18 protein-coding genes and 1 pseudogene are annotated in these 26,838 nt (G+C 44.4%); 8 read left to right on the plus strand and 11 right to left on the minus strand.

The window, feature by feature from the left end; translation table 11 throughout:
• Nucleotides 1-58: 58 nt before the first annotated feature.
• Nucleotides 59-880, minus strand: a complete 822-nt coding sequence (gene dapB / locus AC4CVD_RS16510; protein ID WP_178895716.1) for a 4-hydroxy-tetrahydrodipicolinate reductase — start codon at nucleotides 878-880, stop codon at nucleotides 59-61.
• A gap of 197 nt (nucleotides 881-1,077) precedes the next feature.
• Between dapB and AC4CVD_RS16515 the strand changes: the two genes are divergently transcribed.
• Nucleotides 1,078-1,383 carry a hypothetical protein gene (locus tag AC4CVD_RS16515; RefSeq protein WP_490753457.1) on the plus strand — a complete coding sequence of 102 codons (306 nt, stop codon included), beginning with the start codon at nucleotides 1,078-1,080 and terminating at the stop codon, nucleotides 1,381-1,383.
• On the opposite strand, the gene dnaJ is transcribed toward AC4CVD_RS16515, so the two are convergent.
• From dnaJ to AC4CVD_RS16535, 4 genes are all read right to left on the minus strand, one after another.
• A complete protein-coding gene (dnaJ, locus tag AC4CVD_RS16520) occupies nucleotides 1,380-2,498 on the minus strand; it encodes a molecular chaperone DnaJ (protein WP_005401440.1) in 1,119 nt (372 codons plus the stop codon). The genes AC4CVD_RS16515 and dnaJ overlap by 4 nt on opposite strands.
• 104 nt (nucleotides 2,499-2,602) lie before the next feature.
• Entirely contained in the window at nucleotides 2,603-2,980 is a 378-nt protein-coding gene (locus AC4CVD_RS16525; RefSeq protein ID WP_004691852.1) for a hypothetical protein, read from the minus strand.
• A gap of 131 nt (nucleotides 2,981-3,111) precedes the next feature.
• Nucleotides 3,112-6,249 carry an efflux RND transporter permease subunit gene (locus AC4CVD_RS16530; protein ID WP_114392634.1) on the minus strand — a complete coding sequence of 1,046 codons (3,138 nt, stop codon included), beginning with the start codon at nucleotides 6,247-6,249 and terminating at the stop codon, nucleotides 3,112-3,114.
• Between the two features lie 2 nt (nucleotides 6,250-6,251).
• Nucleotides 6,252-7,352, minus strand: coding sequence for an efflux RND transporter periplasmic adaptor subunit (locus AC4CVD_RS16535; RefSeq protein ID WP_178895715.1), 1,101 nt, complete (start codon nucleotides 7,350-7,352; stop codon nucleotides 6,252-6,254).
• A gap of 150 nt (nucleotides 7,353-7,502) precedes the next feature.
• Between AC4CVD_RS16535 and AC4CVD_RS16540 the strand changes: the two genes are divergently transcribed.
• The 4 genes from AC4CVD_RS16540 (at nucleotide 7,503) to AC4CVD_RS16555 (ending at nucleotide 13,674) form a co-directional block, all read left to right on the plus strand.
• Entirely contained in the window at nucleotides 7,503-8,129 is a 627-nt protein-coding gene (locus AC4CVD_RS16540; protein ID WP_005401437.1) for a TetR/AcrR family transcriptional regulator, read from the plus strand.
• Nucleotides 8,130-8,333: 204 nt separating this feature from the next.
• Complete coding sequence (ppc, locus tag AC4CVD_RS16545) at nucleotides 8,334-11,018, plus strand: phosphoenolpyruvate carboxylase (RefSeq protein WP_178895714.1); 2,685 nt, start codon at nucleotides 8,334-8,336, stop codon at nucleotides 11,016-11,018.
• Nucleotides 11,019-11,317: 299 nt separating this feature from the next.
• Nucleotides 11,318-12,619: a solute carrier family 23 protein gene (locus tag AC4CVD_RS16550; protein WP_058951473.1), complete on the plus strand. Its 1,302-nt coding sequence runs from the start codon at nucleotides 11,318-11,320 to the stop codon at nucleotides 12,617-12,619.
• A gap of 149 nt (nucleotides 12,620-12,768) precedes the next feature.
• The gene (locus AC4CVD_RS16555; RefSeq protein ID WP_178895713.1) at nucleotides 12,769-13,674 is read left to right on the plus strand and encodes a LysR family transcriptional regulator; all 906 of its coding nucleotides are present in this window, start codon (nucleotides 12,769-12,771) and stop codon (nucleotides 13,672-13,674) included.
• Here the strand turns inward: AC4CVD_RS16555 and AC4CVD_RS16560 are convergent.
• The 4 genes from AC4CVD_RS16560 to ilvD (AC4CVD_RS16575) all read right to left on the minus strand — a co-directional run bounded on the left by AC4CVD_RS16560 (nucleotide 13,671) and on the right by ilvD (AC4CVD_RS16575) (nucleotide 19,936).
• Nucleotides 13,671-14,408 carry a sulfite exporter TauE/SafE family protein gene (locus AC4CVD_RS16560; RefSeq protein ID WP_178895712.1) on the minus strand — a complete coding sequence of 246 codons (738 nt, stop codon included), beginning with the start codon at nucleotides 14,406-14,408 and terminating at the stop codon, nucleotides 13,671-13,673. The two genes, AC4CVD_RS16555 and AC4CVD_RS16560, sit on opposite strands and share 4 nt — an antisense overlap.
• Before the next feature lie 161 nt (nucleotides 14,409-14,569).
• Nucleotides 14,570-16,675 carry a TonB-dependent siderophore receptor gene (locus AC4CVD_RS16565; protein WP_178895711.1) on the minus strand — a complete coding sequence of 702 codons (2,106 nt, stop codon included), beginning with the start codon at nucleotides 16,673-16,675 and terminating at the stop codon, nucleotides 14,570-14,572.
• Nucleotides 16,676-16,880: 205 nt separating this feature from the next.
• Entirely contained in the window at nucleotides 16,881-18,179 is a 1,299-nt protein-coding gene (locus AC4CVD_RS16570; protein ID WP_178895710.1) for a hypothetical protein, read from the minus strand.
• 71 nt (nucleotides 18,180-18,250) lie between these two features.
• The gene (gene ilvD, locus AC4CVD_RS16575) at nucleotides 18,251-19,936 is read right to left on the minus strand and encodes a dihydroxy-acid dehydratase (protein ID WP_178895709.1); all 1,686 of its coding nucleotides are present in this window, start codon (nucleotides 19,934-19,936) and stop codon (nucleotides 18,251-18,253) included.
• Nucleotides 19,937-20,292: 356 nt separating this feature from the next.
• On the opposite strand from ilvD (AC4CVD_RS16575), the gene AC4CVD_RS16580 reads away from it, so the two are divergent.
• Complete coding sequence (locus AC4CVD_RS16580) at nucleotides 20,293-21,321, plus strand: IS701 family transposase (RefSeq protein ID WP_490751649.1); 1,029 nt, start codon at nucleotides 20,293-20,295, stop codon at nucleotides 21,319-21,321.
• Nucleotides 21,322-21,410: 89 nt separating this feature from the next.
• On the opposite strand, the gene ilvD (AC4CVD_RS16585) is transcribed toward AC4CVD_RS16580, so the two are convergent.
• The gene (gene ilvD / locus AC4CVD_RS16585; RefSeq protein ID WP_178896403.1) at nucleotides 21,411-23,240 is read right to left on the minus strand and encodes a dihydroxy-acid dehydratase; all 1,830 of its coding nucleotides are present in this window, start codon (nucleotides 23,238-23,240) and stop codon (nucleotides 21,411-21,413) included.
• A 471-nt stretch (nucleotides 23,241-23,711) separates the two neighbouring features.
• On the opposite strand from ilvD (AC4CVD_RS16585), the gene fmt reads away from it, so the two are divergent.
• Nucleotides 23,712-24,671 (plus strand): methionyl-tRNA formyltransferase, encoded by a 960-nt coding sequence (gene fmt, locus AC4CVD_RS16590; protein WP_178896404.1) that lies wholly within the window; start codon nucleotides 23,712-23,714, stop codon nucleotides 24,669-24,671.
• Nucleotides 24,671-25,975 (plus strand): 16S rRNA (cytosine(967)-C(5))-methyltransferase RsmB, encoded by a 1,305-nt coding sequence (rsmB, locus tag AC4CVD_RS16595; RefSeq protein WP_178896405.1) that lies wholly within the window; start codon nucleotides 24,671-24,673, stop codon nucleotides 25,973-25,975. Before fmt ends, rsmB begins: the two co-directional genes overlap by 1 nt.
• A gap of 164 nt (nucleotides 25,976-26,139) precedes the next feature.
• On the opposite strand, the pseudogene AC4CVD_RS16600 reads toward rsmB, so the two are convergent.
• Nucleotides 26,140-26,787, minus strand: a pseudogene (locus AC4CVD_RS16600) (fimbrial protein); the annotation flags it as partial.
• Between the last annotated feature and the right edge of the window lie 51 nt (nucleotides 26,788-26,838).

Here is a 26,838-nt window from a genome sequence, read left to right on the forward strand (position 1 = left end):
CTATTCTTCATCTTATTTTAGTTTTTTATCTTGTTTTTATGGCGAATGAAGCAGGTTTTTAAACTTGAATGTCGTTAAAACCCAGTACATCTTTCATGTCATATTTACGTGCTTCACGTCCTACCACCCAAGCCGCAGCACGTACCGCACCCGAAGCAAAGTTCATACGGTTGGTCGCTTTATGAGTAATTTCAACACGCTCACCATCAGCAATAAACATAGCCGTATGTTCACCGACAATATCGCCGCCACGAATGGTTTGGAAACCAATACTTTGACGCTCACGGGGTCCTGTATGACCTTCACGGCAATACACTGCATCGGTTTTCAAGTCACGACCTAAAGCACCCGCAATCGCCTCACCCATCATCAACGCTGTGCCTGATGGTGCATCGACTTTATGACGGTGATGCGCTTCAATCACTTCAATATCCACTGTGTCGCCAAAGACTTTAGACGCCAATTCCAACAGTTTAATCGAAACATTGACCCCCACAGAATAGTTGGCTGCATAGACCACAGGTGTTTGAGTCGCAGAGTCATCCAAATAAGCTTTTTGTTCGTCATTCATGCCCGTGGTGCCAATGACAATGGCCACCCCAGCTTCACGACAAATTTTTAAATGCTGAACGGTCGCTACTGGTGCAGTGAAATCAATGATCACATCACAATCTTTCACTACCACTTCCAGACTACCCACCACCTTCACGCCTAGGCTGCCAATACCTGCAAGCTCACCTGCATCTGTACCAACCAGTGAGCTTTCAGGGCGTTCCACTGCCGCAGCCAGTTGATAGCCTGCTTCATGTACCGCTTGAATAAGGATGCGACCCATACGACCGCCGGCACCTAAGACACCAATGCGTGGAGCTGCTGACATAACATATTCCTAATCTAGCTTCAAAATTGCTCTTACTATAGCAAAACTGATTGCACAGACTAAGGTTTGTTGGGCATTTTCATCGAAAAAATCGCTTTATTTTCAAACATGATTTCTCCAGCTTTTCACAAATTTGCAATCAATCTTACGCAGACTAGGTTCGCGTTTAAAAACAACTTTAAAATGAGGAAAATAGAATGAAAGCAAAGGTACTTTTTCTAGCGATGGCCTTTGGGGGCAGTTGGGCACAAGTTCAGGCTGAACCCGCTGTTCAAGCGGGCGATACCTTAGAAAGTTTGTCGCAGGTAAAGATCACCACCAGCACACATCCAAAGCACAGGCCGAGCAACAAGTACCAGCCACTGCACCTATGGCCGAAGAAATGGTATCGGTTGAAGAGATCGATCAACCTGAGTTGCCCGCAGAAGCGCAATAACATAAAAAAAGCGGGAAAATATTCCCGCTCTTTTCAACACCAATTCAGACGTACCGTATTCAATTAATCAAACAGTCGGTCAAAGAAAGACTTTTTCTTTGGTGATGATTTGTGATCATCTCCATCTAAAGTTTCTTGTAACTCTTTCAACAGTTCACGTTGACGTGCTGTTAAGTTGACTGGCGTTTCAATCACGATACGGCAGAGTAAGTCACCTTGCATACTGGTACGTACAGGTTTAACCCCTTTGCCACGTAAACGGAACATTTTACCCGTTTGTGTGCCTTCAGGAATTTTCAAACTCACACGACCTTCGAGTGTCGGGATTTCAATTTCTTTACCCAAAGCAGCATCGGCAATGCTCACAGGCACATCCATATACAGGTCTGCACCATCACGTTGGAAGATTTCGTGCTCACGCACCACCACTTCTACGTACAAGTCGCCTGACTGACCATCACGAATCGCTTCGCCTTTACCCGTTAAACGAACGCGGTCACCGTTGTCGACGCCCGCAGGAATCGTCACTTCTAAGGTTTGTTGACGGTCTTTAACGCCTGAACCATGACAGGTATTACATGGGTTCTTAATGATCTTACCCTGACCGCGACAGGTACTACAGGTCTGCTGTACAGAGAAGAAACCTTGCTGCATGCGAACCTGACCTGCACCATGACAAGTTTTACAGGTTTCAACATCATTCGGGTTTTTAGAGCCTTTACCGTCACAGGTTTCACATGGCGCTGGTGCAGTAAAAGTAATGGTTTTTTTCACCCCTCTTACAGCTTCTTCCAACGTCAGTTCCATCACATAACGTAAGTCAGAACCACGACGTGTACGCTGTTGACCACGACCACCGCCGCCACCAAATGCGCCACCGAAAATGTCACCGAATTGACTGAAAATGTCTTCTGCGCTGAAACCACCACCGAAGCCGCCTCCGCCGCCCATACCACCTTCAAAGGCTTGATGCCCCATACGGTCATACATGCTGCGCTTTTCGCTATCCGATAAAATTTCATAAGCTTCAGCCGCTTCTTTAAACTTCTCTTCAGCTTCAGCATTGTCAGGATTGCGGTCCGGATGATATTTCATCGCCAACTTACGGTAGGCTTTTTTAATTTCATCATCACTAGCGGTTTTAGCAACACCTAAAACCTCATAATAATCACGTTTAGCCATGTCTGGCGATGCTCCTCACGGAATTTATTTAATACTCAACTGTGGTCTGAAATTGGGTTCAAACCAAGTTTTACAAGGGGGTGTTTGAAAAAAAATCAGTAGAATTAGAAAACTGCTTTATTTTTCAAAAATTTAGACAGGCCTTTAAACCATGCATTTAGAAGGAAGAGAAATGCAATACAGCTAAAAACCACACCTGCAACCGTGCATCCAGTCACCCATAATGCGCTGTCCCAAGTGAAGAAAATAAGAGGAATAAACCACAACGCTGCAAATAACGCCAAAATGCTATAAATCACAATATTGCGCATGACCCAGAGTGCTTGCGCTTGTAACCACACTTCGGCATGATCAATTTGCGTGACTTTTCGGGCATACCAATAGGAAAATGCGCCACTAATCACAGTAAACAAAGCCAAAAACATGAAGACATAAGAAATCGCGATAGAGCGGCGATACTTGGTTACATTGTCTTGCATCATGCGTTTAACCCCATTTGCCACATCGTTGGTTTTTTAATGTGTAGCAAAAAACTGCTTTATAAAAATGCCATAAATTTCAGGTGCTACTATATTGAAATTTTCAACGTTTCGCACCTGATATTGGCATAAATTTACAGCTTATGGCTAATTTTTTTTACTTTAAACCACTGCGCGTACAAGGCAGGTAAAAAGAACAGGGTTAATAGCGTCGCCACAATCAGTCCGCCCATGATCGCAACGGCCATAGGTCCAAAGAAAATACTTCTAGATAGTGGGATCATCGCCAGAACAGCTGCCAATGCCGTCAGCACAATTGGTCGACAACGTCGCACCGTCGCATCGATGATCGCATCCCATGATTCATGCCCCGCTTGAATGTCTTGCTCAATCTGATCAATCAAGATCAGCGAGTTACGCATGATCATGCCCGACAAGGCAATGGTGCCCAACATCGCAACAAAGCCAAAAGGTTTATTGAACAGTAGCAGGAACAACACCACGCCGATCAAACCTAAAGGTGCGGTGAGCAAGACAATCGTGGCACGAGACATACTGCGCAGTTGAATCATCAGCAAAGTCATGACCACGGCCAAGAACAAAGGCATGCCTGCTGCGACCGATTTACCCCCACGTGCAGACTCCTCCACTGTGCCGCCCACTTCAACCAAATAACCATTCGGTAGTTCCGCACGCAGCTGATTCATCTGCTCCGCCATTTCATCCACCACAGTGGCCGGTTGTAACTTGGTCCGAATATCCGCACGTACCGTAATGGTCGGTAGACGGTTCCGATGCCAAATCAAACCTTCTTCAAAGCTATAATCAATTTTGGCAATTTGTGCCAACGGTACTGTTCCGCCATTTGAGGTTGGAACGGCAAGGCTCGCCAGTGATGCTACTTCAACCCGCTCAGCTTGATCGCCACGTAAACGGATTTCAATCAGTTCTCGTTTCTCACGGTACTGGTTAATGGTGGCACCTGAAATTGAGCTGTTCAAGAAATTGGCCAAATCTAAACTCGACACCCCCATTTGGCGGGCACGGTCTTGATCAATCTCTAAATTGATCATCTTGCTTGGTTCACCCCAGTCCAAATGCACATTGGTGGTGTTGGGGTTAGCACTCAGCATCGCCGCGACTTTATCCGCCCAAGCACGCACTTGGGTCAAGTCTTCACCCGACACGCGATATTGAAGTGGATAACCGACAGGGGGGCCGTTTTCAAGTAAAGAGACGCGAGTACGTACATCAGGCAATAACTGACGGATTTGGGTGTCTAAGGATTTACGAATTTCATTGCGATCATCCAGTGAAGAAGCCAAGACCACAAACTGAGCAAAGCTGGCCTGTGGTAGCTGCTGATCGAGCGGTAAATAAAAACGTGGCGAGCCTGTGCCCACATATGCCACATAATTATCTATGCCTTCTTGCTTCGACAGGAACTGTTCAACTTTTTTCACCGCATTTTCAGTTGCCGTTAAAGATGCACCTTCTTCAAGTTTTAAGTCGACCAAAATTTCGGCACGATTCGAAGGTGGGAAAAACTGCTGTGGTACTAACTTAAACATCAACACCGAGAGCACAAAAATAGCCACCGTCGTTGCAATGACCGTTTTGCGATAGGTCACACACAGATCGACCCAACGGCGAAAACCTTGATAGAACTTGGTTTGATAAGGATCGTGATGCTCACCTGCATGATGCACCATCGGCTGAGGTTCTGGTTGTTTGCGCAAGCGTGCCCACAAACGGCTATACCACGGCGCTTTTTGAATCAGCTCTTTATTAAAATCGGGCAGGAGTTTGTCACCCAAATAAGGCACAAACAACACCGCAGCAAACCACGACACAATTAAGGCAATGGTCACCACTTGGAAAATAGAGCGAGTGTATTCACCTGTGCTGGACGCTGCTGTAGCAATCGGTAAAAAGCCCGCAGCGGTAATCAAGGTTCCCGTTAACATTGGGAAAGCCGTCGTTCGCCACGCATGCCCTGCTGCTTGTAGTCGACTGTAGCCTTGTTCCATTTTGATCGCCATCATTTCCACGGCAATAATGGCATCATCAACCAAGAGGCCCAGCGCCAAAATCAGGGCACCCAAGGAAATTTTATGGAGACCGACATCAAAAATATTCATACCTGCAAAGGTCATGGCCAAAACCAGTGGAATAGAGAATGCCACCACCAGTCCAGTACGGAAACCCAGCGAGAAAAAGCTAACCAACAGTACAATAATCACCGCTTCAGCCAAAACTTTCATGAACTCGTTGACACTACGCTTCACCGCAACAGGCTGATCTGAAACTTTTTTCAGCTCCATACCTAAAGGTAAGGTTTTTTGCAGCTTGGAAAACTCAGTTTCTAAATTTTTACCCAAAGCCAAGATGTCGCCACCTTTACGCATCGATACTGCAATGCCAATGCCATTTTCCCCCATAAAGCGCATACGGGGTTGAGCGGGTTCACTAAAGCCACGATAGACGTCGGCAACATCGCTCAGCTGGATGGTTTTCCCATTTACCAATAAAGGCATTCGTTGCAGTTCTTCAACGCTTTTAATTTGCCCTGTGACTCGGAGTTGAATACGATCTGATTCTGTTTCAAAAAAGCCTGCACTGGCCATGGTATTTTGCTGTTGCAGGGCTTGTTGCACCGCTGTCACAGGAATGCCTAACTGCGCCGACTTGGTGTTGGAAATTTCAATCCAAATCTTTTGATCTTGCAGCCCAACTAGGTTGACCTTGGCGACATCTTTGACGCGTTGCAGTTGTAACTGTAAACGGTCGGCATATTCTTTCATCACCGCATAATCAAAGTCTTTACCGGTCAGTACATAAATATTGCCGAAAGTATCACCAAACTCATCATTAAAGAATGGTCCTTGTACCCCATTGGGCAGCTGATGTTTGATATCTCCAACCTTCTTGCGTACGTCATACCACACATCCGGTATCTCACTGGAGCGCATGGCATCTCGTGCCACAAAAGTCACCATCGACTCGCCGGGTCTGGAGTAGGCCATAATGCGCTCATACTTACCCGTGGTCATCAGCTCTTTTTCAATACGGTCGGTCACCTGTTCAGACACCTCACGCGCCGTTGCGCCCGGCCAATAGGTCTGTACCACCATCACTTTGAAGGTAAAAGGTGGGTCTTCGCTCTGTGCTAGTTTGGAATAAGACACCACACCCACGATGCCCAGCAACAACATCAAATAAAGGACCAAGCCCTTATTCTTTAAGGCCCATTCCGACAGGTTATAGTTCATGCTTAACTCCCTGTCGCAATCTTGACCGTTTTATTGTCACGGCTAATCGGCTGAATTTTTTGTTTTTCACGCAGTAAATGCACCCCACCCACCACGACATAGTCCTTTGGCTGTAAACCTGAACGAATGGTAACGCTGTTTCGACCATACTCCCCCACACTGACAGGGACTTTACGAATGCTGTTGTCAGCATTCACCACCCAGACATAAGCATTTTTACCTGCAGCGGAAACACTGGCTAACGGTACACTCAACACATTGCTTTCAGTTGAGCTGAAAAACACCCGAGCACTCTGTCCCAGTTGAATCGTATTTTGTCCTTCACGCAAAGCCACTTTGACACTAAAAGTACGTGACTGATCTGCGGCAGGCGAAATTTCACGGACGTAGGCAGCAAAACGTTCATCGGGTTTGGACCACAAAGTGACGATTGCATCTTGTCCAACTTTAATCTGAGCAATGGCTTGTTCAGGCACACCAATCACCACCTCACGATCACCTGAAATGGCCAATTGAAACGCGGGTTGCCCTGCTGAAATCACCTGTCCAATTTCAATATTACGCTCGGTAATCACGCCGTTTTTATTGGCGATCAGTTGGTTATAACTGGTTTGGTTTTGCGTAACGTTATAATTGGCTTGTGCTTGTTTCAAGCTCGACAGTGCGGCTTTATATTGATTTTCAACGCTGTCGTACTGTGAACGACTCACTGCATTACTCGGTAACAATTGCTTAAAGCGTTTGAGTTCATCCTGCGCATTTTTTTCAGCCGCTTGAGCACTTTCTAACTGTGCTTTGGCTGCATTGAGTTCTAACTGGGCATCTTGCACATCTAAGCGTGCTAAAACTTGTCCGACTTTGACTTGGTCACCCACATCGACCAGACGCTCCGTGACTTGCCCCCCAACACGAAAAGACAGTGCCGTTTGTTGGCGGGCTTGCACTTCGCCTGCATAGCTTTTTTGTTCTAGATGCGTGGTATTCGGTTGGCTCACCATTACCAAAGGCACCGACTCTGGTTCGGTCGTGTCTTTGCTACATCCCCACAAGGTGATACTACACACCACCATCATACTTGCCACAAGGGTCTGAATTTTGCTCATGAAGTCTGCTCTTCTTCCATAACCACCAATTAATCAGGCACAATATCCAGACTTAACTTGGTTATTTTTTAATTAATATACTGTGTAGTACACTAATTAAAGATATGCTCAGATGTAAATGACTTTTTGAACTTTTTTTTAGGAAAATGTGTGCAAGCTTCAGCAGGACGTCCCAAGGATTTAGAAAAACGGCAACGTATTTTGGAGGTGGCACGTCAGTTGTTTTTACAACATGGCTACCACGGCTCCAGCATGGACCATATTGCCAAGGAAGCGCACGTCACCAAACTCACGGTGTATAACCATTTTCAGGACAAAGCCAATCTGTTCAGCTGTGCGATTGAGGAAACCTGTGAAAAGCTGATGCTGGGTCGTTCATTTCAATTGCAACGTGCCGAAGACTTTGTGCCTATGCTCAAACAGATCTGTGCGTTATCAATGCATATTATTAACCTGCCTGAGGCCATCAAGCTGGAGCACCTGTTATTACAGCTGGCCGCTGAACAAAACCCATTGCTAGAGAACTTCTATAAAGCCTCCCACCTCAAAATGCGGGCGATTTGGGAACAGTTCTTTGCCCAAGCTCAAGCCTTAGGCGTTCTTCGGTTTGAACAAGTCAACGAGGTCATCACCTTATTAATGTCTTTGCTGTTTGGATATCGTCACCAAGAAATGTTACTGGGGATGAATGAAGTGCCCAATGCCGAACAACGCGAGCAACTGATTCAAGAAGCCATTGCGATTTTTTTATTAAAATACCCCTTACAAAAACCTTAAGATTCGGTTAATTAAATTTATATTTTTATAATTAATTCAAATGCTTGAAATTAAAAACCCTCTTTCCTTTAAAACAATTTCTTGCCCTAAGTTGTTCATTTGCTTCTAAATTCAGCAATTAATCCCCTACTTTTGTCTGCCCCTACTTGGATTGTCATCGAATCGGGGTATAGTCAAATTAAGAACAACGAGGGAATAATAATCATGATTCAACAAATTGATGCTCCACTACGTGAAGATGTCCGATTACTCGGTAACCTATTGGGTGAAACCCTCAAGGAGCATGCAGGACAAGATTTGTTTAATCAGGTCGAGCAAATTCGGGCCTTATCCAAAGGGGCGCGGGATGGTCAAGTTGAAGCCGAAAAACAGCTGGAACAACTGTTTTTCAGCCTTGAAGATGATGAAATTCTGCCGCTGACGCGTGCCTTTACCCACTTTTTGAACTTTGCCAATATTGCGGAGCAATACCATGTGGTCCGTAGCCGTCGTCAAAGTGAATTTGATGAGACCGCACCCTCTCCAAATCCGCTCGACCACCTCTTTGCTAAATTTAAAAATAACGACATTTCAACCGATACGCTGTTCCAGCAAATCTGTGATTTAAATATTGAACTGGTTCTCACCGCTCACCCCACTGAAGTTAGCCGCCGTACCCTGATCCAAAAATATGATGGTATCAACGATGCCTTATTTAAAATGGATCAGCAAAAACTGACCCCTCGTGAGCGCCAGACAGTCCTTGAAGACTTAAAACAACTGATCTGTTCGGCATGGCAGACCGATGAAATTCGTCAACACCGTCCAACCCCTGTCGATGAAGCAAAATGGGGCTTTACCACCATTGAGCAAACCTTATGGAATGCCGTACCGAAGTTCATGCGTGAACTAGACGACATGGTGATCGAACACTGTGGGCAACGTCTGCCTTTACATGTGGCACCTGTACGTTTCGCTTCATGGATGGGTGGTGACCGTGACGGCAACCCGAATGTGACACACAACATTACTCAAGAAGTCCTGTGGCTATCGCGTTGGAAAGCGGCTGATCTTTACTTACGTGACATTGAAGATTTGCGTTGGGAACTGTCGATTCAAAGTTGTAGCGATGAACTACGTCAAGCCTTGGGTCAAGACCATCCTGAACCCTACCGTGAATATTTACGCGATACTCGCGAACGTTTAAAAGCTACGCGCCATTGGCTCGCAGAAAAACTGCGCGGTGCCGATGCCGATGACAGCTTGGTGATTAAAGCCAAAGAGGAACTGTTACAGCCTTTACTGCTGTGCTATCGCTCTTTGATTTCCAGCAATCTGCCTGAAATTGCCAATGGGAAACTGCTGGACTTTATCCATCGGGTGAACTGTTTCGGGATTGAACTGCTGAAACTGGATATTCGCCAAGAATCGGGCCGTCATCGCCAAGCGATTTCGGCGATTACTGAATATTTGGGTCTGGGTAATTTTGAAACGTGGACCGAACAAGCGCGCCAAAACTTCTTATTGCAGGAACTACAAAGCAAACGTCCACTGTTGCCCAAGCATTTAAATGAGCCTGCGCAAAGCTTAATTGAACAACCTGAAGTGCAAGAAGTGTTTGCCACCATGCGCACTTTGGCAGCGCAGCCTCAAGAAAGTTTAGGTGCCTACATTATTTCGATGGCTGAATATCCAAGTGATGTGCTGGCGGTACTGCTTTTGCAAAAAGAAGCAGGTATCCAACACCCACTACGTGTGGTGCCATTGTTTGAAACATTGAAAGACTTAGATGGCGCCGCAGCCACCATGAATACCTTATTCAATATGCATTGGTATAAACAGCATATTCAGGGCAAACATGAAGTCATGATTGGCTACTCAGACTCTGCAAAAGATGCAGGCTTTATGTCAGCCAATTGGGCACAGTACCGTGCGCAAGAAGAATTAACCGCAATTGCGAAAACGCATGGCATACAACTCACACTATTTCATGGTCGTGGCGGTTCCATCAGCCGTGGCGGTGCGCCAACGCAACAAGCCCTGTTTTCACAGCCACCTGGCTCGATTTCAGGTGCAATTCGAGTCACTGAACAAGGTGAAATGATTCGCTTCAAGTTTGGCCTAGAAGGCATTGCGCTACAAAACCTAGAGATTTATACCGCTGCCACTTTAGAAGCCACTTTACTTCCACCACCCGTCCCAAAACCTGAGTGGCGCGAGTTAATGCACAGCATGACCGATTTGTCGGTACAGGTATATCGTCAGACCGTGCGAGAAAACCCGCACTTCGTCAAATATTTACGCACCGTCACGCCAGAGCTTGAACTGCAAATGTTACCGCTTGGCTCACGCCCTGCAAAACGTAAAGTCACTGGCGGCATTGAGTCTCTACGTGCCATTCCTTGGGTATTTGCGTGGACCCAGATTCGTTTGATGTTACCCGCTTGGCTAGGTACTGGCGCGGCAATTAACCAAGTGATTGATCAAGGTCATAAAGCCACCTTAGATGAAATGCTGGTGGCATGGCCGTATTTCCAAACCCTGATTGATATGTTGGAAATGGTGCTCTCAAAGTCTGATGCTCATGTAGCGCTATATTATGAGTCGCACCTGACCGATGATGAGGACTTGAAAGTGCTCGGTGAACATCTACGTCAGCGCTTAAAGTATGCAGTGCAAACCCTCTTGGCGCTTAAAGGTGAGTCTAAACTCCTCAGCAGTAACGAAGTTTTAGATCAGTCAATGAGAGTGCGCAAACCGTATTTATTGCCGCTGCATTTACTCCAAGCAGAGTTAATGAAACGTCGTCGCCGCTACCTAGAAGAGCGTCAGGAAACAAATACACCTGTAGATCATGCACTTATGGTGAGTATCGCCGGCATTGCAGCGGGTCTTCGTAACACAGGATAAAGTTTTAAGCCCGCTCCATTTAAAGCACATCAGCATGATGTGCTTTTTTATTGACCGCATGGTCAAACCTTTTATAATTTTTTATCAATCCAATCATAAATATTTATGAATGAGCGATTGGCTAAATTTACCAATTAAACATTGATTTTTCATTATTTTTAAAAATTAAAAGTTTTACCATACGGTAAAAAGTTCTGAAAAGTCATAAGATTAGTTTGAACAATTTTTTGTATCACTGATTAAATCTTCTAAAAAACAAGAGTATGATGTGCACAATTTATCTTTAGAGTGCTCAAAAAATGTCCAATTGGTTTCCCAAATGGCGCCCGTACGAAGGCAATATCGATGCACGTCCTGTTGGCACAAGTGAATACCTCCCTGCTTCACAAAGTGCAATTTTAGGTGTGCAGCATGCCTTTGCCATGTTTGGAGCAACGGTTCTTGCACCTTTCTTAATGGGCTTCGATCCCAACCTTGCTATTTTAATGTCCGGGATTTGTACCATCTTGTTCTTTATTATGACGGGTGGACGTGTTCCAAGCTATTTAGGTTCAAGTTTTGCCTTTATTGGGGTCGTGATTGCAGCAACGGGCTATACCGCATCGGGCACAGGCGCACTCAATCCAAATTTAGCTATGGCGGGCGGCGGTATTATTGCCTGCGGCGTGCTCTATACCTTGTTTGGTTTTATGGTCATGGCAACGGGCACTAAGTGGATTGAAAAACTGATGCCGCCTGTGGTGACAGGTGCTGTGGTGATGATTATTGGTCTCAACCTTGCGCCAGTGACGGTCAAAGGCGTTGCGGGCAATTCCTTTAATATGTGGATGGCACTAGTTACCGTATTATGTATGGGCTCGATTGCAGTCTTTACCCGTGGTTTATTGCAGCGTCTCTTATTATTAATTGGTTTGTTACTGTCTTACTTGGTCTATTTCATCGTGACCAACGTTATGGGCTATGGCACAGCGATTAATTTTGCACCAATTCAACAAGCCGCTTGGTTTGGTTTACCGACTTTTCATGCGCCTGAATTTAATGCCAATGCCATGATGATCATTGCACCAATTGCGTTAATTTTGGTGGCAGAAAACCTCGGTCACATTAAAGCCGTGAGTGCGATGACCGGTGAAAACCTTGATCCGCACATTGGTAAAGCGTTTGTTGCCGATGGTGTCGCAACGACATTAGCAGGCGGTGTCGGCGCACCAGGCATGACCACCTATGGTGAAAACATTGGAGTCATGGCAGTCACACGAGTTTACTCGACCATCATTTTTGCCATCGCAGGTGTGTTTGCCATTTTCTTGGGTCTGTCACCGAAATTTGGTGCCATCATCCATACCATTCCGACCGCGATTTTAACCGGTGCGTCGATTGTAGTGTTTGGTTTGATTACCATCGCGGGTGCAAAAATTTGGATTGAAAACAAAGTCGATTTTTCACAGAACAAAAACCTGATGGTCGCAGCAGTCACCATAATTTTAGGTACAGGTGATTTTGCCTTACAAATTGGCAACTTTAACTTGGGTGGTATTGGTACTGCTACGTTTGCAGCGTTGTTCTTAAACTGGTTCTTCAGCTTAGGGCAAAAAGATTAATCTATCTGATATTTTGATTATCCATTGTTGATCGCAGCCTTCGGGCTGCTTTTTTTGGTCTAATGCTCTGACTCCTATTACACCTAAAGGGATGTCTCAAAACGCAAAAAGGACTAAGATAAAGCAACATTTTCCGCTTTGACCCTGCCATGCGCCTTGATTTTTTTGATCTGCAATTGTTTATCAATATCCTGAGTACAGGCAGTCTTACCAAGGGTGCAGAACGCTCCGCCATTTCTTTACAGGCCGCCAGTGAGCGAATTAAAAAATTAGAACACCATTTTGAAGTCAGTTTATTTACCCGCCATGCAACTGGGGTAAAAGCGACCCTTGCTGGACAAACCTTTGCGGAATATGCGCAGCACTTACTGCAACAACAGCAGCAATTACAACAAGCCATGCTGCCCTTTGCTCACAGTGCAACGAGCAACATTATATTGTGGTGCAACTCATCGGCGCAGAGTGAGTACTTACCTCATTTATTGCCGCAGTATTTAATGGAAAATCCGAAGATTCATATTGAATTAAAAGAAGCCGAAACCAATGACATCATTCAGGCCCTCAGTACAGGTACGGCGCAGTTGGGGCTGATCTCTGGTTTTTTTGATGCAGGGCAGCTTGAAACTCAAGAGTTTGCTGAAGACCCGTTGGTACTGATCTGCCCAAGCCAGCATCCACTTGCCACTGCGGCACAACTAGAACTGGGAGAATTACTGCAACATCCATTTGTGGGCCTCATGCAATATCACTCCTTACAACAGTCAATAGAAGCTCAAGCCAAACGCTTAGGCTGTGACATCCACTATCGTCTACGGGTGCCGAACTTTGCCGCGATCGCCCAAGTCGTTGCCAATGGCGTCGGCATTGCGATTATTCCCAAACGGGCAGCCCTACGTTTAAAAGTACAGTATGATTTTCAGCAGGTTGAACTCTTAGGCAAATGGGCCAACCGCAAGTTGCTATTAGCGGCACGGTGTTTTGATCAGCTCGCAGTAGATTACCAACGCTTTAGTCAATTCCTCTTGAGCCAACATGACCAACTCAGGCCGCATTAAAGCCAGCCCAGTTGATGTAAAACCATATAACTGCCAAATAGCACTAGGCCCACAAAGAACACCTTACGAAAGGCTTGTTCAGGAATGCGGTAGCGAATTTTAGTGCCCAACCACATTCCGAGCAATGCAGGCAGCAGTGCGATCAACGACAGTTGATAGTCAATTGGAGTGTTTTCAACAGGATTTCGATGTAAATACGTGGCCAGACACAAAGTTGAAACGGTAAAGGCAAGGCCGAGCGATTGTACCAAATCATCCCGTTTCAAATGCAAGGACTGCAAATATGGAACCACGGGAATCACCACCACCCCTGTCGCCACCGTCAAAGCACCGCCCAAATAGCCCATGATCGGTGATAAATATTTTTCATACGGGGCTAAGTTGGGCATGTTTTTGACAAACAAACCATATAGACCATAAATGGCCAGCATCCCGCCCAACAGCGCTTCACTTTGAAATTCGCCATGTCCAAGTGTAGGAAAAACACTCCAAACTGAACCAATGATCATGCCCACCAGCAACGGCCAAAAGCGTTGTACCAGTCGCAGTACACGTCCTTCTGCGAACAATTGCCAGAAGTTCGTGACCATGGAAGGGATAATCAGCAAAGTTGCCGCTTGAAATGGGCTAATCACCAAAGATAAAAGTCCCATCGACACGGCGGGCAAACCCAGACCAATGGTACCCTTAATCATGCCTGCGACAGCAAAAACAAAAATAACAAAAGCAAGCATGACGCTTCTCTCTAAACACTTAGCGCCATGCTATAAAATTTAAATCTGGGCTCATATCACTGTTTTTAGAAGTAAGCCTCAACCAAAGATTGAGGCTTACTGGAAAGAATGGTCTGGACTCAACTGTTATTGAATCCAGATGTGATGCAGTGTGCTTCTGCTTAGTATTTAAAATTTAAGCTGAAGCGGAAAGTACGTGGATCGCCCCAATTCACCAATTGCGCATTTGGCGTGGTGCCGACTAGATACTCTTTATCAAACAGGTTTTTTACACTGAACTTTGCGCCCCAATTTTTAGCTTCATAGCCAGCACTGACGTCGTACAGCGTATAGCTCGATAGTGGGACATAAGAAGTCCCTCGTTGTGCTGTACGCTCGCCCTGATAATTCGCACTGGCACCAATATTCCAGCCCAGTGGCTCATCAGCAAAGAAGTATTGGGTTGATAAAGAGGCTGCATTTTTAGGCACATGGTTAATCCGCTTACCAATATCACTGCTGGTGGTACTTTCTGTCGTTTCCGCGGTAGGAATATAACTATAGGTTGCAGTCAGGTTCCATTGATCCGTCAATGCAGCGGATAATTCCGTTTCAAAACCTTTGGTTTTTTGTTCACCGATTTGCACAGAATAACCGAGGGTAGAATCCGACTCAGTCACGTTCTGACGGGTTAAATCATAATAAGCCACATAACCTTGCAGTCTTTGATTCAGCCCTTGGAACTTAACCCCAACCTCAAACTGTTCTCCCTCTTCAGGGTCCAATAGTGTTCCGCCAGCGCCAGTGTCGCTCACAGGAAAGAATGAGGTTGCATAACTCACATAGGGCGCAAACTTATCATTGATTTGATACATCAAAGATGCATTACCCGTGAAAGCATTGTCCGAGTTTTTAGTTGTTGTATTTGTTAAGATATTGTCAATTTCAACTTGAGTCCAGTCATGGCGTCCAGAGAGCCCAATAATCCAGTCATCATCAATTTTAATGGTGTTTCTTAAATACAAACCTGCATATTGGCTATAGGTGATTTCTTCCGTTGGCACACCTACTTTTTTGATACTTATATTTCCATAACTTGGATTATTTACATCAAAATCATTGATCGTATCTGTTCGACGATAATAATCACTACGCTCACGCATCATATCTACACCAACCATCACATCATAGTTGATAAGTCCAAAATTAAAGTTGCGCTGCAAATTATTATCCAAAGTATAATTCACATCTTGCTTATCTTGATTATTAATTGCACGTTTAATTGTAGGTAATACACTTCGACCAGATGCTAAAATCGAATCACCCAATGTCTCAGTTTTAGTCACAGCAAAGTTTTGTTTAAAAGTCCAAGCATTATCAAAATAATGCGCATAGTTCGAACCTAAACGATAAACATCAACGTCATAACCATAGTCAGAATCGCCAAAGAATAAGGTCTGTGAATAGTTTTTATAAGCGCCATTGCTATAGGGAATCCCCTGCTGGCGAATAAAATCCCGATGCTGATAGCTGGCAATCACAGACAGTTCGTCTTTTTCACCTAAGTCAAAATTATAAGACGGTGCAATATAATAATTTTTATAATAAACATAATCAGTTGGATCATCTTGGTCAGAGGCATGACCCACCACACGAAACGCCCCTTTTTCGCTATCATTTGGCGCATAGTTGATATCAAATGTGCCATCCACAAAGGCATTGCTGCCATAGCTCACACTGCCCCGAGAAAAAGTTTCAGCTTCAGGACGTTTGGTGGTTAAGTTAACTAAGCCGCCCGGCAAGGCAAAGCCAAAACCTGTCGATGTCGGCCCTTTCACCACTTCAATCGACTGTAAACCACTGATGTCTTCTGAACGTAGGGCATTATCAGAAGTTTGAATACGCAAGCCATCGACATAGGTCTGTGCGCTGGAAACCTGCCCACGAATAATAAAGTCATCCCAACCACGGCGACCATACTGTCCTGCGGTGACCCCCGCTACACCCTGCAAGGCTTCAGACAGTGTTTTCGCTTGTTTCTGTTCGAGTTGTTTTTCACTAATCACGCTGATCGATTGTGCTGTTTCAAACAGCGGTGCATCTGAACGCAAAACAGCTGATGCAGTTTTTGCTGCATATGCCGCTTTTACATCTGCATCTTGGGCTTCAAATTGCAAAGTCGGTAAAACTTGGGATGATGCTGTTTCCTGTGTCTCGCCCTGAGCAAACGCTGCTGTAGTCATCACGGCCAGAATGGATAAGCTCAAAGAAGAAATATGAAAACGCATAACATCAATCAACAGACAGAAAGAATGCCAATTATAATCATTTTCATTTGGAAGCCTATTTATTAATAAAATTTAACAATAAATTTAATTGTTAAACCTCATTAACATTATTAATAAGCACTTTAATAACTCAGCCAAAAAACACCATCGGCTTTAGGTTTCATATGTTATTGGACTGTTTTGATCAATAAGAGATATACAAAACTCAGCCTTCGCTTTCATCCACAGGGTCGGTTTTATATTGATCTTCCAGCACATTACTGAAAATACTTTCAATCATCCAGACGCGATACAGACTATTAAAGACATAGCTCTGCCCATCCACACGCAGTTCAATCACGGGGAAATCAGGCTGGGACTTCATTTCACAGAGCATGTCATTTTCTTGAAGCTTGGCTTCCACATCTTCGGTGATCAATGCTGTGATTTCCAATTCTTGCATCAGTTGATCAAAGTGCGATTTAAAGGATAAATCTTTGCCTTGGGTCCAAACGGCTTTCAAAATCCGATACATGGCATCAACGCGCTGCTCTTCAGGCACGCTATAAAATAACTGTGCCATCGCCAAAGTGGCTGCTTGCGTCGGACGGCAAAACGGTGTGAATTTGATTTCTGTCCGTTTGGATAAACGCGTTGCCAAACTCCAATCAAACCCGTCTCGACCGTGATAGCTGAGCGGATAGACATTGAGCTGAATATTATAATAATCGGCCAGTTCTTCTTTAATATAAGCCAATAACAACCATGAAATTGGATCTTCCAGCGCAACGTATAAGTCTAACTCTGGATCGAGCGCCTGAATTTCATTTAACTCTTCAGCATCACTAATCAAATGCTCACGCCAATCAATATGATTGATCAAGAAAATTGGATTATCGGTAAATAATTTTTGTTGTTTTAAACGGCGCGTTAAACGCAGCAGATCATCGACGGCATGGTACTGACGGTCACCAAGCTGGAAGTAACTGGCCAATACCGCCTCATCATTAAAAATACGTTCTGGAAAGTGTTGCTCTTGATGGTGACGGCTGGCCATCGCATATAAGGTGCGCAGCTTACCCTCTTGTTTTTGCCACAGCATGTGAAACACATCTTCCAGCAAATATAAAAAGTCCTGCCCACGCAGCGGTGTATGCCGCAAGATGGTTTCCGCTTGGCTCAGCGCCTCTGGACTGGGTTGTTCTGGCGTTTCGTGAAAACTAAAACGGTGCTGGCGCGACAGAATTTTGGCATCATTTAAACAATAAGTTTGCCACTCCAAAGCCGACATTTGATTCGGGGGGGCAGCAGCCTGACTGGAAATGACCACCTTCAATGGTTTCAGTTCGTCCGCTAAAATTTCTTCAATTTGTGGTAACTGCTGAACCGCTAAATAGCTATATACATCGTCGAGGCGTAAATGAATACTCAAGCCTTGTTCTGTAGATACGACCGTTTGACGAATCGGTTTTTGATAAAACCAACGCGATCGAATCGGATCGAACCATCGACGCAACAGTGACATGAGCAAAGCCTCTAAATTAAACCCTTGAAAGTACTACAAGGGTTTATATCAATTCGCAGCAAAATGATCAATTAGACATCTAAATTTAGATCAGTTACCGCGCCTTTTTCCGCACCAGTGGTCAGTTTTGCAAACTTGGCCAAAGCCCCATAACGATAATTCGGCTGCGGTTTCACCCACGCGGCTTGACGCGCTGCGGCCTCTTCTGCCGAAATATGCCACGTCATTTCGCGGGTTTCTGCATTGATTGAAATTTTATCGCCATTTTGTACTAAACCAATTGGCCCACCTTCATAGGCTTCTGGGGTTACATGACCAATGACAAAACCATGACTACCGCCGGAGAAACGACCATCGGTGATCAGCGCCACAGATTTGCCCAAACCTTTACCAATAATCGCTGAGGTCGGTTTCAGCATTTCAGGCATACCCGGACCACCTTTAGGCCCTTCACCACGAATCACCACCACCTCACCCGCTTGAACTTCGCCATCCAAAATGCCACGCATTGCGCCAATTTCACCTTCAAAGACACGTGCAGGTCCTTCAAAGTAAAGGCCTTCTTTGCCGGTAATTTTAGCCACAGCACCTGTTGGAGACAGGTTACCTTTAAGCACCACCAAGTGAGAGTCTTTTTTAATTGGCGCGTCGAACGGTAAAATAATCTGTTGACCTTCTGGATAGTCTTCAACCTCAGCCAAATTTTCCGCCAAGGTCTTTCCAGTGACCGTTAAACATGAACCATCGAGCATGCCAGCATCAAGCATTCGCTTCATCAGCGGTTGAATGCCCCCAATCGCGATCAGCTCAGACATCAAATATTTGCCAGATGGACGCACATCGGCCACTACGGGAATATCTTGCCCGATACGGACGAAATCATCCAAACTCAGCTCAACCCCAGCAGTATGTGCCATTGCCAGTAAGTGCAGCACACCATTGGTCGAACCACCCAAGGCAATCAGCACTTTAATTGAGTTTTCAAATGCAGCTTTGGTCATAATATCGCGTGGTTTCAGGTCTAAGCGCAGTAAATTCATCACCGCTTCACCTGCTTTTTGACAGTCGATCCGCTTGTCATCAGAAACCGCTTCTTGTGCAGAGGAGCCCGGCAAACTCATGCCCAAGGCTTCAATCGCAGAGGCCATCGAATTTGCAGTGTACATGCCACCACATGAACCCGGCCCCGGCAGGGCCACTTCTTCAATCTGTTTGACTTGAATGGCACTGATTTCACCTTTGGCGTGCTGACCCACAGCTTCAAAGACGGAAATCATGTCGGTATGTCCTGCGCCAGGCTTAATTGTACCGCCATAAACAAACAAACCTGGACGGTTTAAACGGGCTAAGCCCATGATGCAACCCGGCATATTTTTGTCACAACCACCGATCGCGATAACGCCATCATAGGCTTGGCATCCCACCACCGCTTCTATCGAATCCGCAATAATTTCACGGCTCAGCAATGAATACTTCATACCTTCGGTGCCGTTAGAAATACCATCTGAAATGGTGATGGTATTAAAAATAATGCCTTTACCACCAGCTTGATTGACCCCTTTTTCGGCCTCACGTGCCAGTTCATTGATATGCATATTACATGGCGTGACATTAGCCCAAGTAGACGCAATACCAACAAAGGGACGAGTAAAGTCTGAATCGTTAAAGCCTGTGGCACGCATCATGGAACGTGCGGGCGCATTTTCAATGCCTTCATAAACAGGAGCTGAATGTTCGCGGATATTGTCTTTACTCATTGTATTTGTCCTTAGCGATGGCTGCGTATTGCTCTACAGTCTTGGCAATTTTTTCTGTTTTTATTGTATAGAAAGCAGGCTAGACATGAAAGCGACTCGCTGGGTATTACATGAACCCATTTATTGTGGTTCTACCCAAATCAGGTCAAATGATGAAGCGACATGGATGTCGCTGTTTCACTGTATGGTAGGGACGCCATATCAGGGGAACAAAGGCATTTTGTTACTTTTGTGCCGTCAAAAGTAAAACCTCGTCTACGTAATGACAGTGCAAACCATACTGTAAAATGCGATGTACTATAGGACTTACGCATTGACGGATTCAAAAAAGTATTAAAATACTTTATAAAGTATCTGTGATCAGACGAATTAAAAATGCTTCTACAGCAACTTGTACTCTACCCATTTATATGGGCTTTCTCATGACAGAACCGAACTCTATTAGCTGCACACAACTTGCCGAGACTTATAACATCTCGCATGATAGTGTAAATCGCTTTCTAGAACGTGAAGACTACACACCTCACGACCTATATCAAGAAGCAATTCAACATATTGATAATAATAAACTTATAGTCAGTATTGATGATACTGTTTTAGATAAACCCTATAGTCAACATATGGACTTGGTTAGCTATTTTTGGTCAGGCAAACACCACCGATCCGTCAAGGGTATTAATCTCATTACCTTGTATGCGACAGATCAGAATGGTCAAAATATTCCAATTAATTTCCGAATTTATGACAAATCTGAAAGTAAAACCAAGAATGATTACTTTATGGATATGTTAAGTGAAGTACTCAGTTGGGGTGCAAAGATTCAATTTATTACAGGTGATAGTTGGTATTCATCGACTGGAAATCTAAAAACCATAAGAAAATATGGTATTCGATTTATGTTTGGTATCGACTGTAACCGTAAGGTTTCCCCAGAAAAAGGACAATGGTTTCAACTGCGTTTATTGCCAAATTTCCATCAGGGTCAAGTGGTCTGGCTCAAAGATTTTGGCTTTGTACAATTATTTAAGACTCAGTTAAAAGAACAGCAGAGGTTTTATATTGTGCATCAAGATGAAGATGATTTATTGTCCTTTGAGGGTTTTCATGAATTACATTCAAGTCATTGGAAAATAGAACAATATCACCGAGTGATTAAACAGGTTTGTCATATTGAAAAGTTTCAAGTAAGACGATCTAAACTGATTTCGAATCATATTTTTTCAGCCTTGATGGCCTATGTTGAGATACAAAAGAACCAGTTTGAGCGGATCTTTGAAAATGTATATCGTTGGCAGAAGAAGTTATTTAGACCAATGATCAAAAACTTCATTGATGACTTTATTCTCGATAAAAATCATCTGCTACCACAGAGAGTCTATAAATAACAGTGCGTAAGTCCTATACTATTTTTATCAATCAATAAAAAAGCACCCCAAATGGAGTGCTTTTTTTTTACTCAGTCAAAGACTACAGCTTAAATTTCACGTACCGCACCTTTAGAGGCACTGGTGGTATGCATCGCATAGGCTTTTAAAGCTTTAGAGACTTTACGTGGACGCTGTTCAGCAGGTTGCCAGCCTTTGGCTTCTTGTGCTTCACGGCGCGCAGCCATGGTTGCTTCATCCACCGCTAAGTGAATACTACGGTTTGGAATATCGATTTCGATACGGTCACCATCTTCCACCAAACCAATTGCACCGCCTTCAGCTGCTTCTGGAGACACGTGACCAATGGATAGACCTGATGAACCGCCCGAGAAACGACCATCGGTGAGTAAAGCGCAATCTTTACCAAGCCCTTTCGATTTTAAGTAACTGGTTGGATACAACATTTCTTGCATACCCGGACCACCACGTGGGCCTTCGTAGCGAATCACCACCACATCGCCAACGGTAATTTTTCCGCCTAGAATCGCTTCTACCGCAGCATCTTGGCTTTCAAACACACGTGCCGTGCCGTTGAATTTCAAGATGGAATCATCTACACCCGCAGTTTTTACAATACAGCCTTCAAGCGCAATGTTGCCGTACAGCACAGCCAAACCACCATCTTGAGAGAAAGCATGTTCAGCATTACGAATGACGCCATTGTTACGATCACCATCTAATCGTGAGTAGTAACGGTCTTGTGAAAATGCAGTTTGCGTCGGTACACCGCCCGGTGCTGAACGGAAGAATTGATACACGTCTTCGTCTTCAGTACGGATGATGTCCCACTTGTCCAAAGCATCTTTTAAGGTTTTTTCATGCACAGTTGGCACAGACGTATCCAACAACCCTGCACGATCCAATTCACCCAAGATCGACATGATGCCACCTGCACGGTGTACATCTTCCATGTGCACGTCTTGTTTTGCAGGGGCAACTTTACACAGCACAGGCACTTTACGTGACAAACGGTCAATGTCGGTCATGGTAAAGTCAACTTCAGCTTCATGTGCCGCTGCCAACAAGTGTAGAACGGTATTGGTTGAACCACCCATTGAAATATCCAGCGTCATAGCATTTTCAAAGGCTGCTTTGGTGGCAATTGAACGCGGCAACAAGCTGTAATCGTTTTGTTCGTAATGGCGTTTGGTAATTTCAACGATCAATTGACCCGCTTTTTCGAATAATTTTTTACGATTGGCATGGGTTGCTAAAGTTGAACCATTGCCCGGAAGCGATAGGCCCAAAGCTTCGGTTAAACAGTTCATTGAATTTGCAGTAAACATGCCTGAACATGAACCACAGGTTGGACAAGCTGAACGTTCGTATTCAGCCACTTCTTCATCAGTGAAGCTGTCATCTGCTGCGACAATCATGGCATCAACCAGGTCAATCGCGTGTTCATTACCACGGATTTTCACTTTACCCGCTTCCATCGGCCCGCCAGAGACAAACACCACTGGAATATTCAAGCGCATAGACGCCATCAACATGCCCGGGGTAATTTTGTCACAGTTTGAAATACAGACCATCGCATCAGCACAGTGCGCATTGACCATGTATTCCACTGAGTCAGCGATGAGGTCACGTGAAGGCAATGAATACAGCATGCCATCGTGTCCCATCGCGATCCCATCATCGACCGCAATGGTATTAAATTCTTTAGCTACGCCACCTGCTTTCTCAATTTGACGTGCCACAAGTTGACCTAAGTCTTTTAAATGAACGTGACCCGGTACAAATTGAGTGAATGAGTTGACTACCGCAATAATCGGCTTACCAAAGTCTTCGTCTTTCATCCCCGTTGCGCGCCATAAGCCACGCGCACCCGCCATGTTTCTTCCGTGTGTTGATGTTTTTGAACGATAGTCAGGCATTGTACTTTTCCAACATAGTTGTGCTTGAGATGAATGTCCACATTCACTCTGGCTAAAATCTGAGTTCTGAGAGTGTCAAACTGTCAAAAATTTAAACATAACATATTCACATTCTGCGTAAATCTTGTTTTTAGGTATCTCGACCTAAAATACGGACGGCAGTATATTTGCGCGCTACATTTTAACCGATGAGCTGACATTCAATTGCATATGGAAACTACTATAACCCGTTCAATCGCCTTGCAATACAAAACTTCTATGAATAATTTTTAAATTTTGCATGAGTTTTATTTATATGAATTACAAATTTTGAGCGATATGCTATCAAGGATCCTTGCGCTATTTTTTGAATAAAACTCTCGCACATCATTCAGTTAGAACTGCTCTATCGGCTTTTTATGCAGGATAAATCTGTAGCTGCTCGAGTTTTGCTATAATTGTTTTAATCTTCTCCTTTTTTCCGAGTATTTCTTGAAAATCATCTTTGCAGGCACGCCCGAATTCGCGGCTGTGGCATTAGACGCTCTCCTAAAAACAGAACATGAAATTGTAGCCGTCTATACGCAACCTGACCGTAAAGCAGGTCGTGGGCAGAAACTTACCGCTTCGGCCGTGAAGCAGTTGGCTTTAGCACATGATATTCCTGTGTATCAACCGCTGCATTTTAAGTCCTCAACTGAAGAAGGTCTGGCTGCTCAAGCTGAACTCAAAGCCTTAAATGCAGATGTGATGGTGGTGGCTGCTTATGGCCTTATTTTGCCGCAAGTGGTTTTGGATACGCCTAAATATGGCTGTTTGAACATTCACGGTTCACTGTTGCCCCGCTGGCGGGGTGCAGCGCCTATTCAACGCGCAATTTCTACTGGAGATACCGAAACCGGGGTCACCATTATGAAAATGGCGGCTGGCTTGGATACGGGCGATATGATGTATAAAACCTACTGTCCGATTGAAGCTACCGATACCTCTGCAAGCTTGCATGATAAATTGGCACAACAAGGGGCTGAAGCGACGGTCAAAGTGTTAGCCTCTGAAAGCACATTGCAGCACTATTTAGACAACCGCGAAGTGCAAGATGAAGCTTTGACACTCTATGCACACAAACTCTCTAAGGCTGAAGCGCAAATTGATTGGACTTCAACAGCGGTGCAAATTGACCGTAATATTCGCGCATTTAACCCATGGCCTGTCGCATTTATCGCACTGGATGAAAGCAATAATCTGCGCGTTTGGGGTTCGATGTTGTCTCAAGAAAATGCCCAAGCTCAAGCTGCAGGGACCATTTTAGCCATCGATAAACAAGGTGTTCATGTGGCTTGTGGCGATGAACAAGCAGTGTGTTTAAGCTCTCTGCAATGGCCTGGTGGTAAACCCCTAAATGCCGTACAAATTTTACAAACCCAAAAACTAAATATTGGACAAATTTTATAATGAAACAATCTCCCCACGCCTCAGGTAAGACTCTAAACTTACGTGCTCAGGTTGTTAAAACGTTATTGGCTGTCCAAAATGGTCAATCACTGGCATCGGTACTTCAGCAACACATGGCGATTGTGTCTGACAAAGACCGTGCCTTGTACCATGAATTAGTTCTTGGCTGTTTACGCCAATGGCATGCGCTTAAACAAGTGACTTTACCGTTGTTGACTAAGCCACTGGAAAACCAAGTCGTTGAAACTTGTTTATATGTGGGTTTATACCAATTGCTGTGTACCCGCGTTGCAGCGCATGCCGCGATTTCTGAAACGGTAGAAGCAGCCAAACAATTGGGTATGGAAAGCTTAAGCGGTGTGGTGAATGCTATTTTGCGCCGTGCAACACGTGAAACTGAGCAGTTCTATGATGTTCTGGAACAAGCCTCAAATTTGCCAAGTTGGTTATCCAAACGTTTGAAAAAGGACTGGGGTGAGCAACTGGCTGAAATTAGCTACGAGCTGAAACAAGTTGCGCCCTTAACCTTGCGCGTCAACACCTTACAAGTTAGCCGTGACGAATATCTTGAAATTTTAGAAGATGAAGGCATTGAAGCACACGCGTGTGAACTTTCAAATGTTGGCATTGTGCTGGATGACAGTCTTCATATCCCAAGCCTGCCGGGTTTTGAGGTGGGTGGTTTTTCAGTACAAGATGAACATGCGCAACTCTGTGCAACCTTGTTGCCCGACTTAAATGGCAAATTCGTAATTGATGCCTGTGCAGCACCTGGCGGCAAGACAGCGCATATTTTAGAGATGTATCAGCCAAAAAAACTGATTGTACTCGACCAAGATGAAAAACGCTTAAAACGTGTGTCTGAAAACTTAGAGCGTTTGGCTTTAAGCGAAGAGCCTGTGGAAATTATCACTGCCGATGCGGTGAAGTGGACATCACCTGAACTTGCAGATTGTATCGTTCTCGATGCACCCTGTTCTGCCATTGGAGTAATCCGTCGCCATCCCGATATTCGTTTACTGCGTCAGTCGGGCGATATTGCTAAAACAGTACAACTCCAAAAGCAAATTCTTGAAAATATGTGGCAACAACTTAAAGTCGGCGGCACATTGCTATACATCACCTGCTCGATTTTGAAAGCCGAAAATGAACAGCAAATGGTCGACTTCTTTGTTGAACATACGGATGCGAAAGAAATTAAAATTGATGCCGATTGGGGGCTTGAGCAGATTCATGGTCGCCAACTACTCCCTCAAGTAGGGCGTGGCGATGGTTTTTATTATTGTCGCATTGAAAAGATTTAAAAATTAAAGGAGCTGAAAAGCTCCTTTTTTAATCGAGAACTGGTATGGGTCCAAATTTTCCTAAACTTATACTTTGAAGTGATGCAGTAAGTATTTTTTACTGATTGCGTACTATAGTTTAGTCATGCAGTCAAACATATAATGATAACCCCTTCATTCTTTGTTTAATTATATATCAGCGTAATCGTAGCCTGTGCCTGAACCAGCGTTGCTGGTACAGTAGCGACATTTGAATAGTAACGCGCTTTAAATGCTTTAGAAACCGTACCACTGGAACCAATGGTTCCAAAACTAAAAAAGCTATTTGAACTATTAATATTTTTCGGGGCAATCGATAAAGCGCCTCCAACACTGTCGGTAATTTGCACTGAAACATTAGGAGAATGGATATTTTTTAATAATCCACTCTGATTACTTGCAGATGCATCATTATTATCAGTTAACAAGGCAAGTAGAGTTTTATTGCTATCCTCTGAACTACAGCGACTCACATCCACTGTAAATGAAGTATCTCCAGCAGTTTGACCTACCGCAGTAAAGCTACTACTTGGTATAGTTGGTAAATTAACATTAATTGCTGCACCATTATTAATTACACAGGTGGATTTTGTAATTTGAAAAGAACCATTCATCACGACTGGAACAGTGGTTGTCTTTGGATTAGAGTTTATAAGTGAAGTTCTATCTATGACTGAAAAATTACCCAATTTTAAATTTGAGATATTATAAGTGCCCTCAGCATTATTTAAACCCGATACCAAGATCCGGACTTTTTGTAATCGCAAGCCACGCGTATCACTGGTACCAGAATAGAGGGGCTTTGTTGCACAAAGATTTAAAAGATAACACTCTGCTCATTTGAA

It is taken from the genome of Acinetobacter sp. LipI_23 (assembly GCF_058243045.1).

What these genes read in the sequence shown, in the direction of transcription:
- dapB (WP_178895716.1), bottom strand. Translation starts at nt 880, where the DNA reads ATGTCAGCAGCTCCACGCATTGGTGTCTTAGGTGCCGGCGGTCGTATG.
- AC4CVD_RS16515 (WP_490753457.1), top strand. Translation starts at nt 1,078, where the DNA reads ATGAAAGCAAAGGTACTTTTTCTAGCGATGGCCTTTGGGGGCAGTTGG.
- dnaJ (WP_005401440.1), bottom strand. Translation starts at nt 2,498, where the DNA reads ATGGCTAAACGTGATTATTATGAGGTTTTAGGTGTTGCTAAAACCGCT.
- AC4CVD_RS16525 (WP_004691852.1), bottom strand. Translation starts at nt 2,980, where the DNA reads ATGATGCAAGACAATGTAACCAAGTATCGCCGCTCTATCGCGATTTCT.
- AC4CVD_RS16530 (WP_114392634.1), bottom strand. Translation starts at nt 6,249, where the DNA reads ATGAACTATAACCTGTCGGAATGGGCCTTAAAGAATAAGGGCTTGGTC.
- AC4CVD_RS16535 (WP_178895715.1), bottom strand. Translation starts at nt 7,352, where the DNA reads ATGAGCAAAATTCAGACCCTTGTGGCAAGTATGATGGTGGTGTGTAGT.
- ppc (WP_178895714.1), top strand. Translation starts at nt 8,334, where the DNA reads ATGATTCAACAAATTGATGCTCCACTACGTGAAGATGTCCGATTACTC.
- AC4CVD_RS16550 (WP_058951473.1), top strand. Translation starts at nt 11,318, where the DNA reads ATGTCCAATTGGTTTCCCAAATGGCGCCCGTACGAAGGCAATATCGAT.
- AC4CVD_RS16555 (WP_178895713.1), top strand. Translation starts at nt 12,769, where the DNA reads ATGCGCCTTGATTTTTTTGATCTGCAATTGTTTATCAATATCCTGAGT.
- AC4CVD_RS16560 (WP_178895712.1), bottom strand. Translation starts at nt 14,408, where the DNA reads ATGCTTGCTTTTGTTATTTTTGTTTTTGCTGTCGCAGGCATGATTAAG.
- AC4CVD_RS16565 (WP_178895711.1), bottom strand. Translation starts at nt 16,675, where the DNA reads ATGCGTTTTCATATTTCTTCTTTGAGCTTATCCATTCTGGCCGTGATG.
- AC4CVD_RS16570 (WP_178895710.1), bottom strand. Translation starts at nt 18,179, where the DNA reads ATGTCACTGTTGCGTCGATGGTTCGATCCGATTCGATCGCGTTGGTTT.
- ilvD (WP_178895709.1), bottom strand. Translation starts at nt 19,936, where the DNA reads ATGAGTAAAGACAATATCCGCGAACATTCAGCTCCTGTTTATGAAGGC.
- ilvD (WP_178896403.1), bottom strand. Translation starts at nt 23,240, where the DNA reads ATGCCTGACTATCGTTCAAAAACATCAACACACGGAAGAAACATGGCG.
- rsmB (WP_178896405.1), top strand. Translation starts at nt 24,671, where the DNA reads ATGAAACAATCTCCCCACGCCTCAGGTAAGACTCTAAACTTACGTGCT.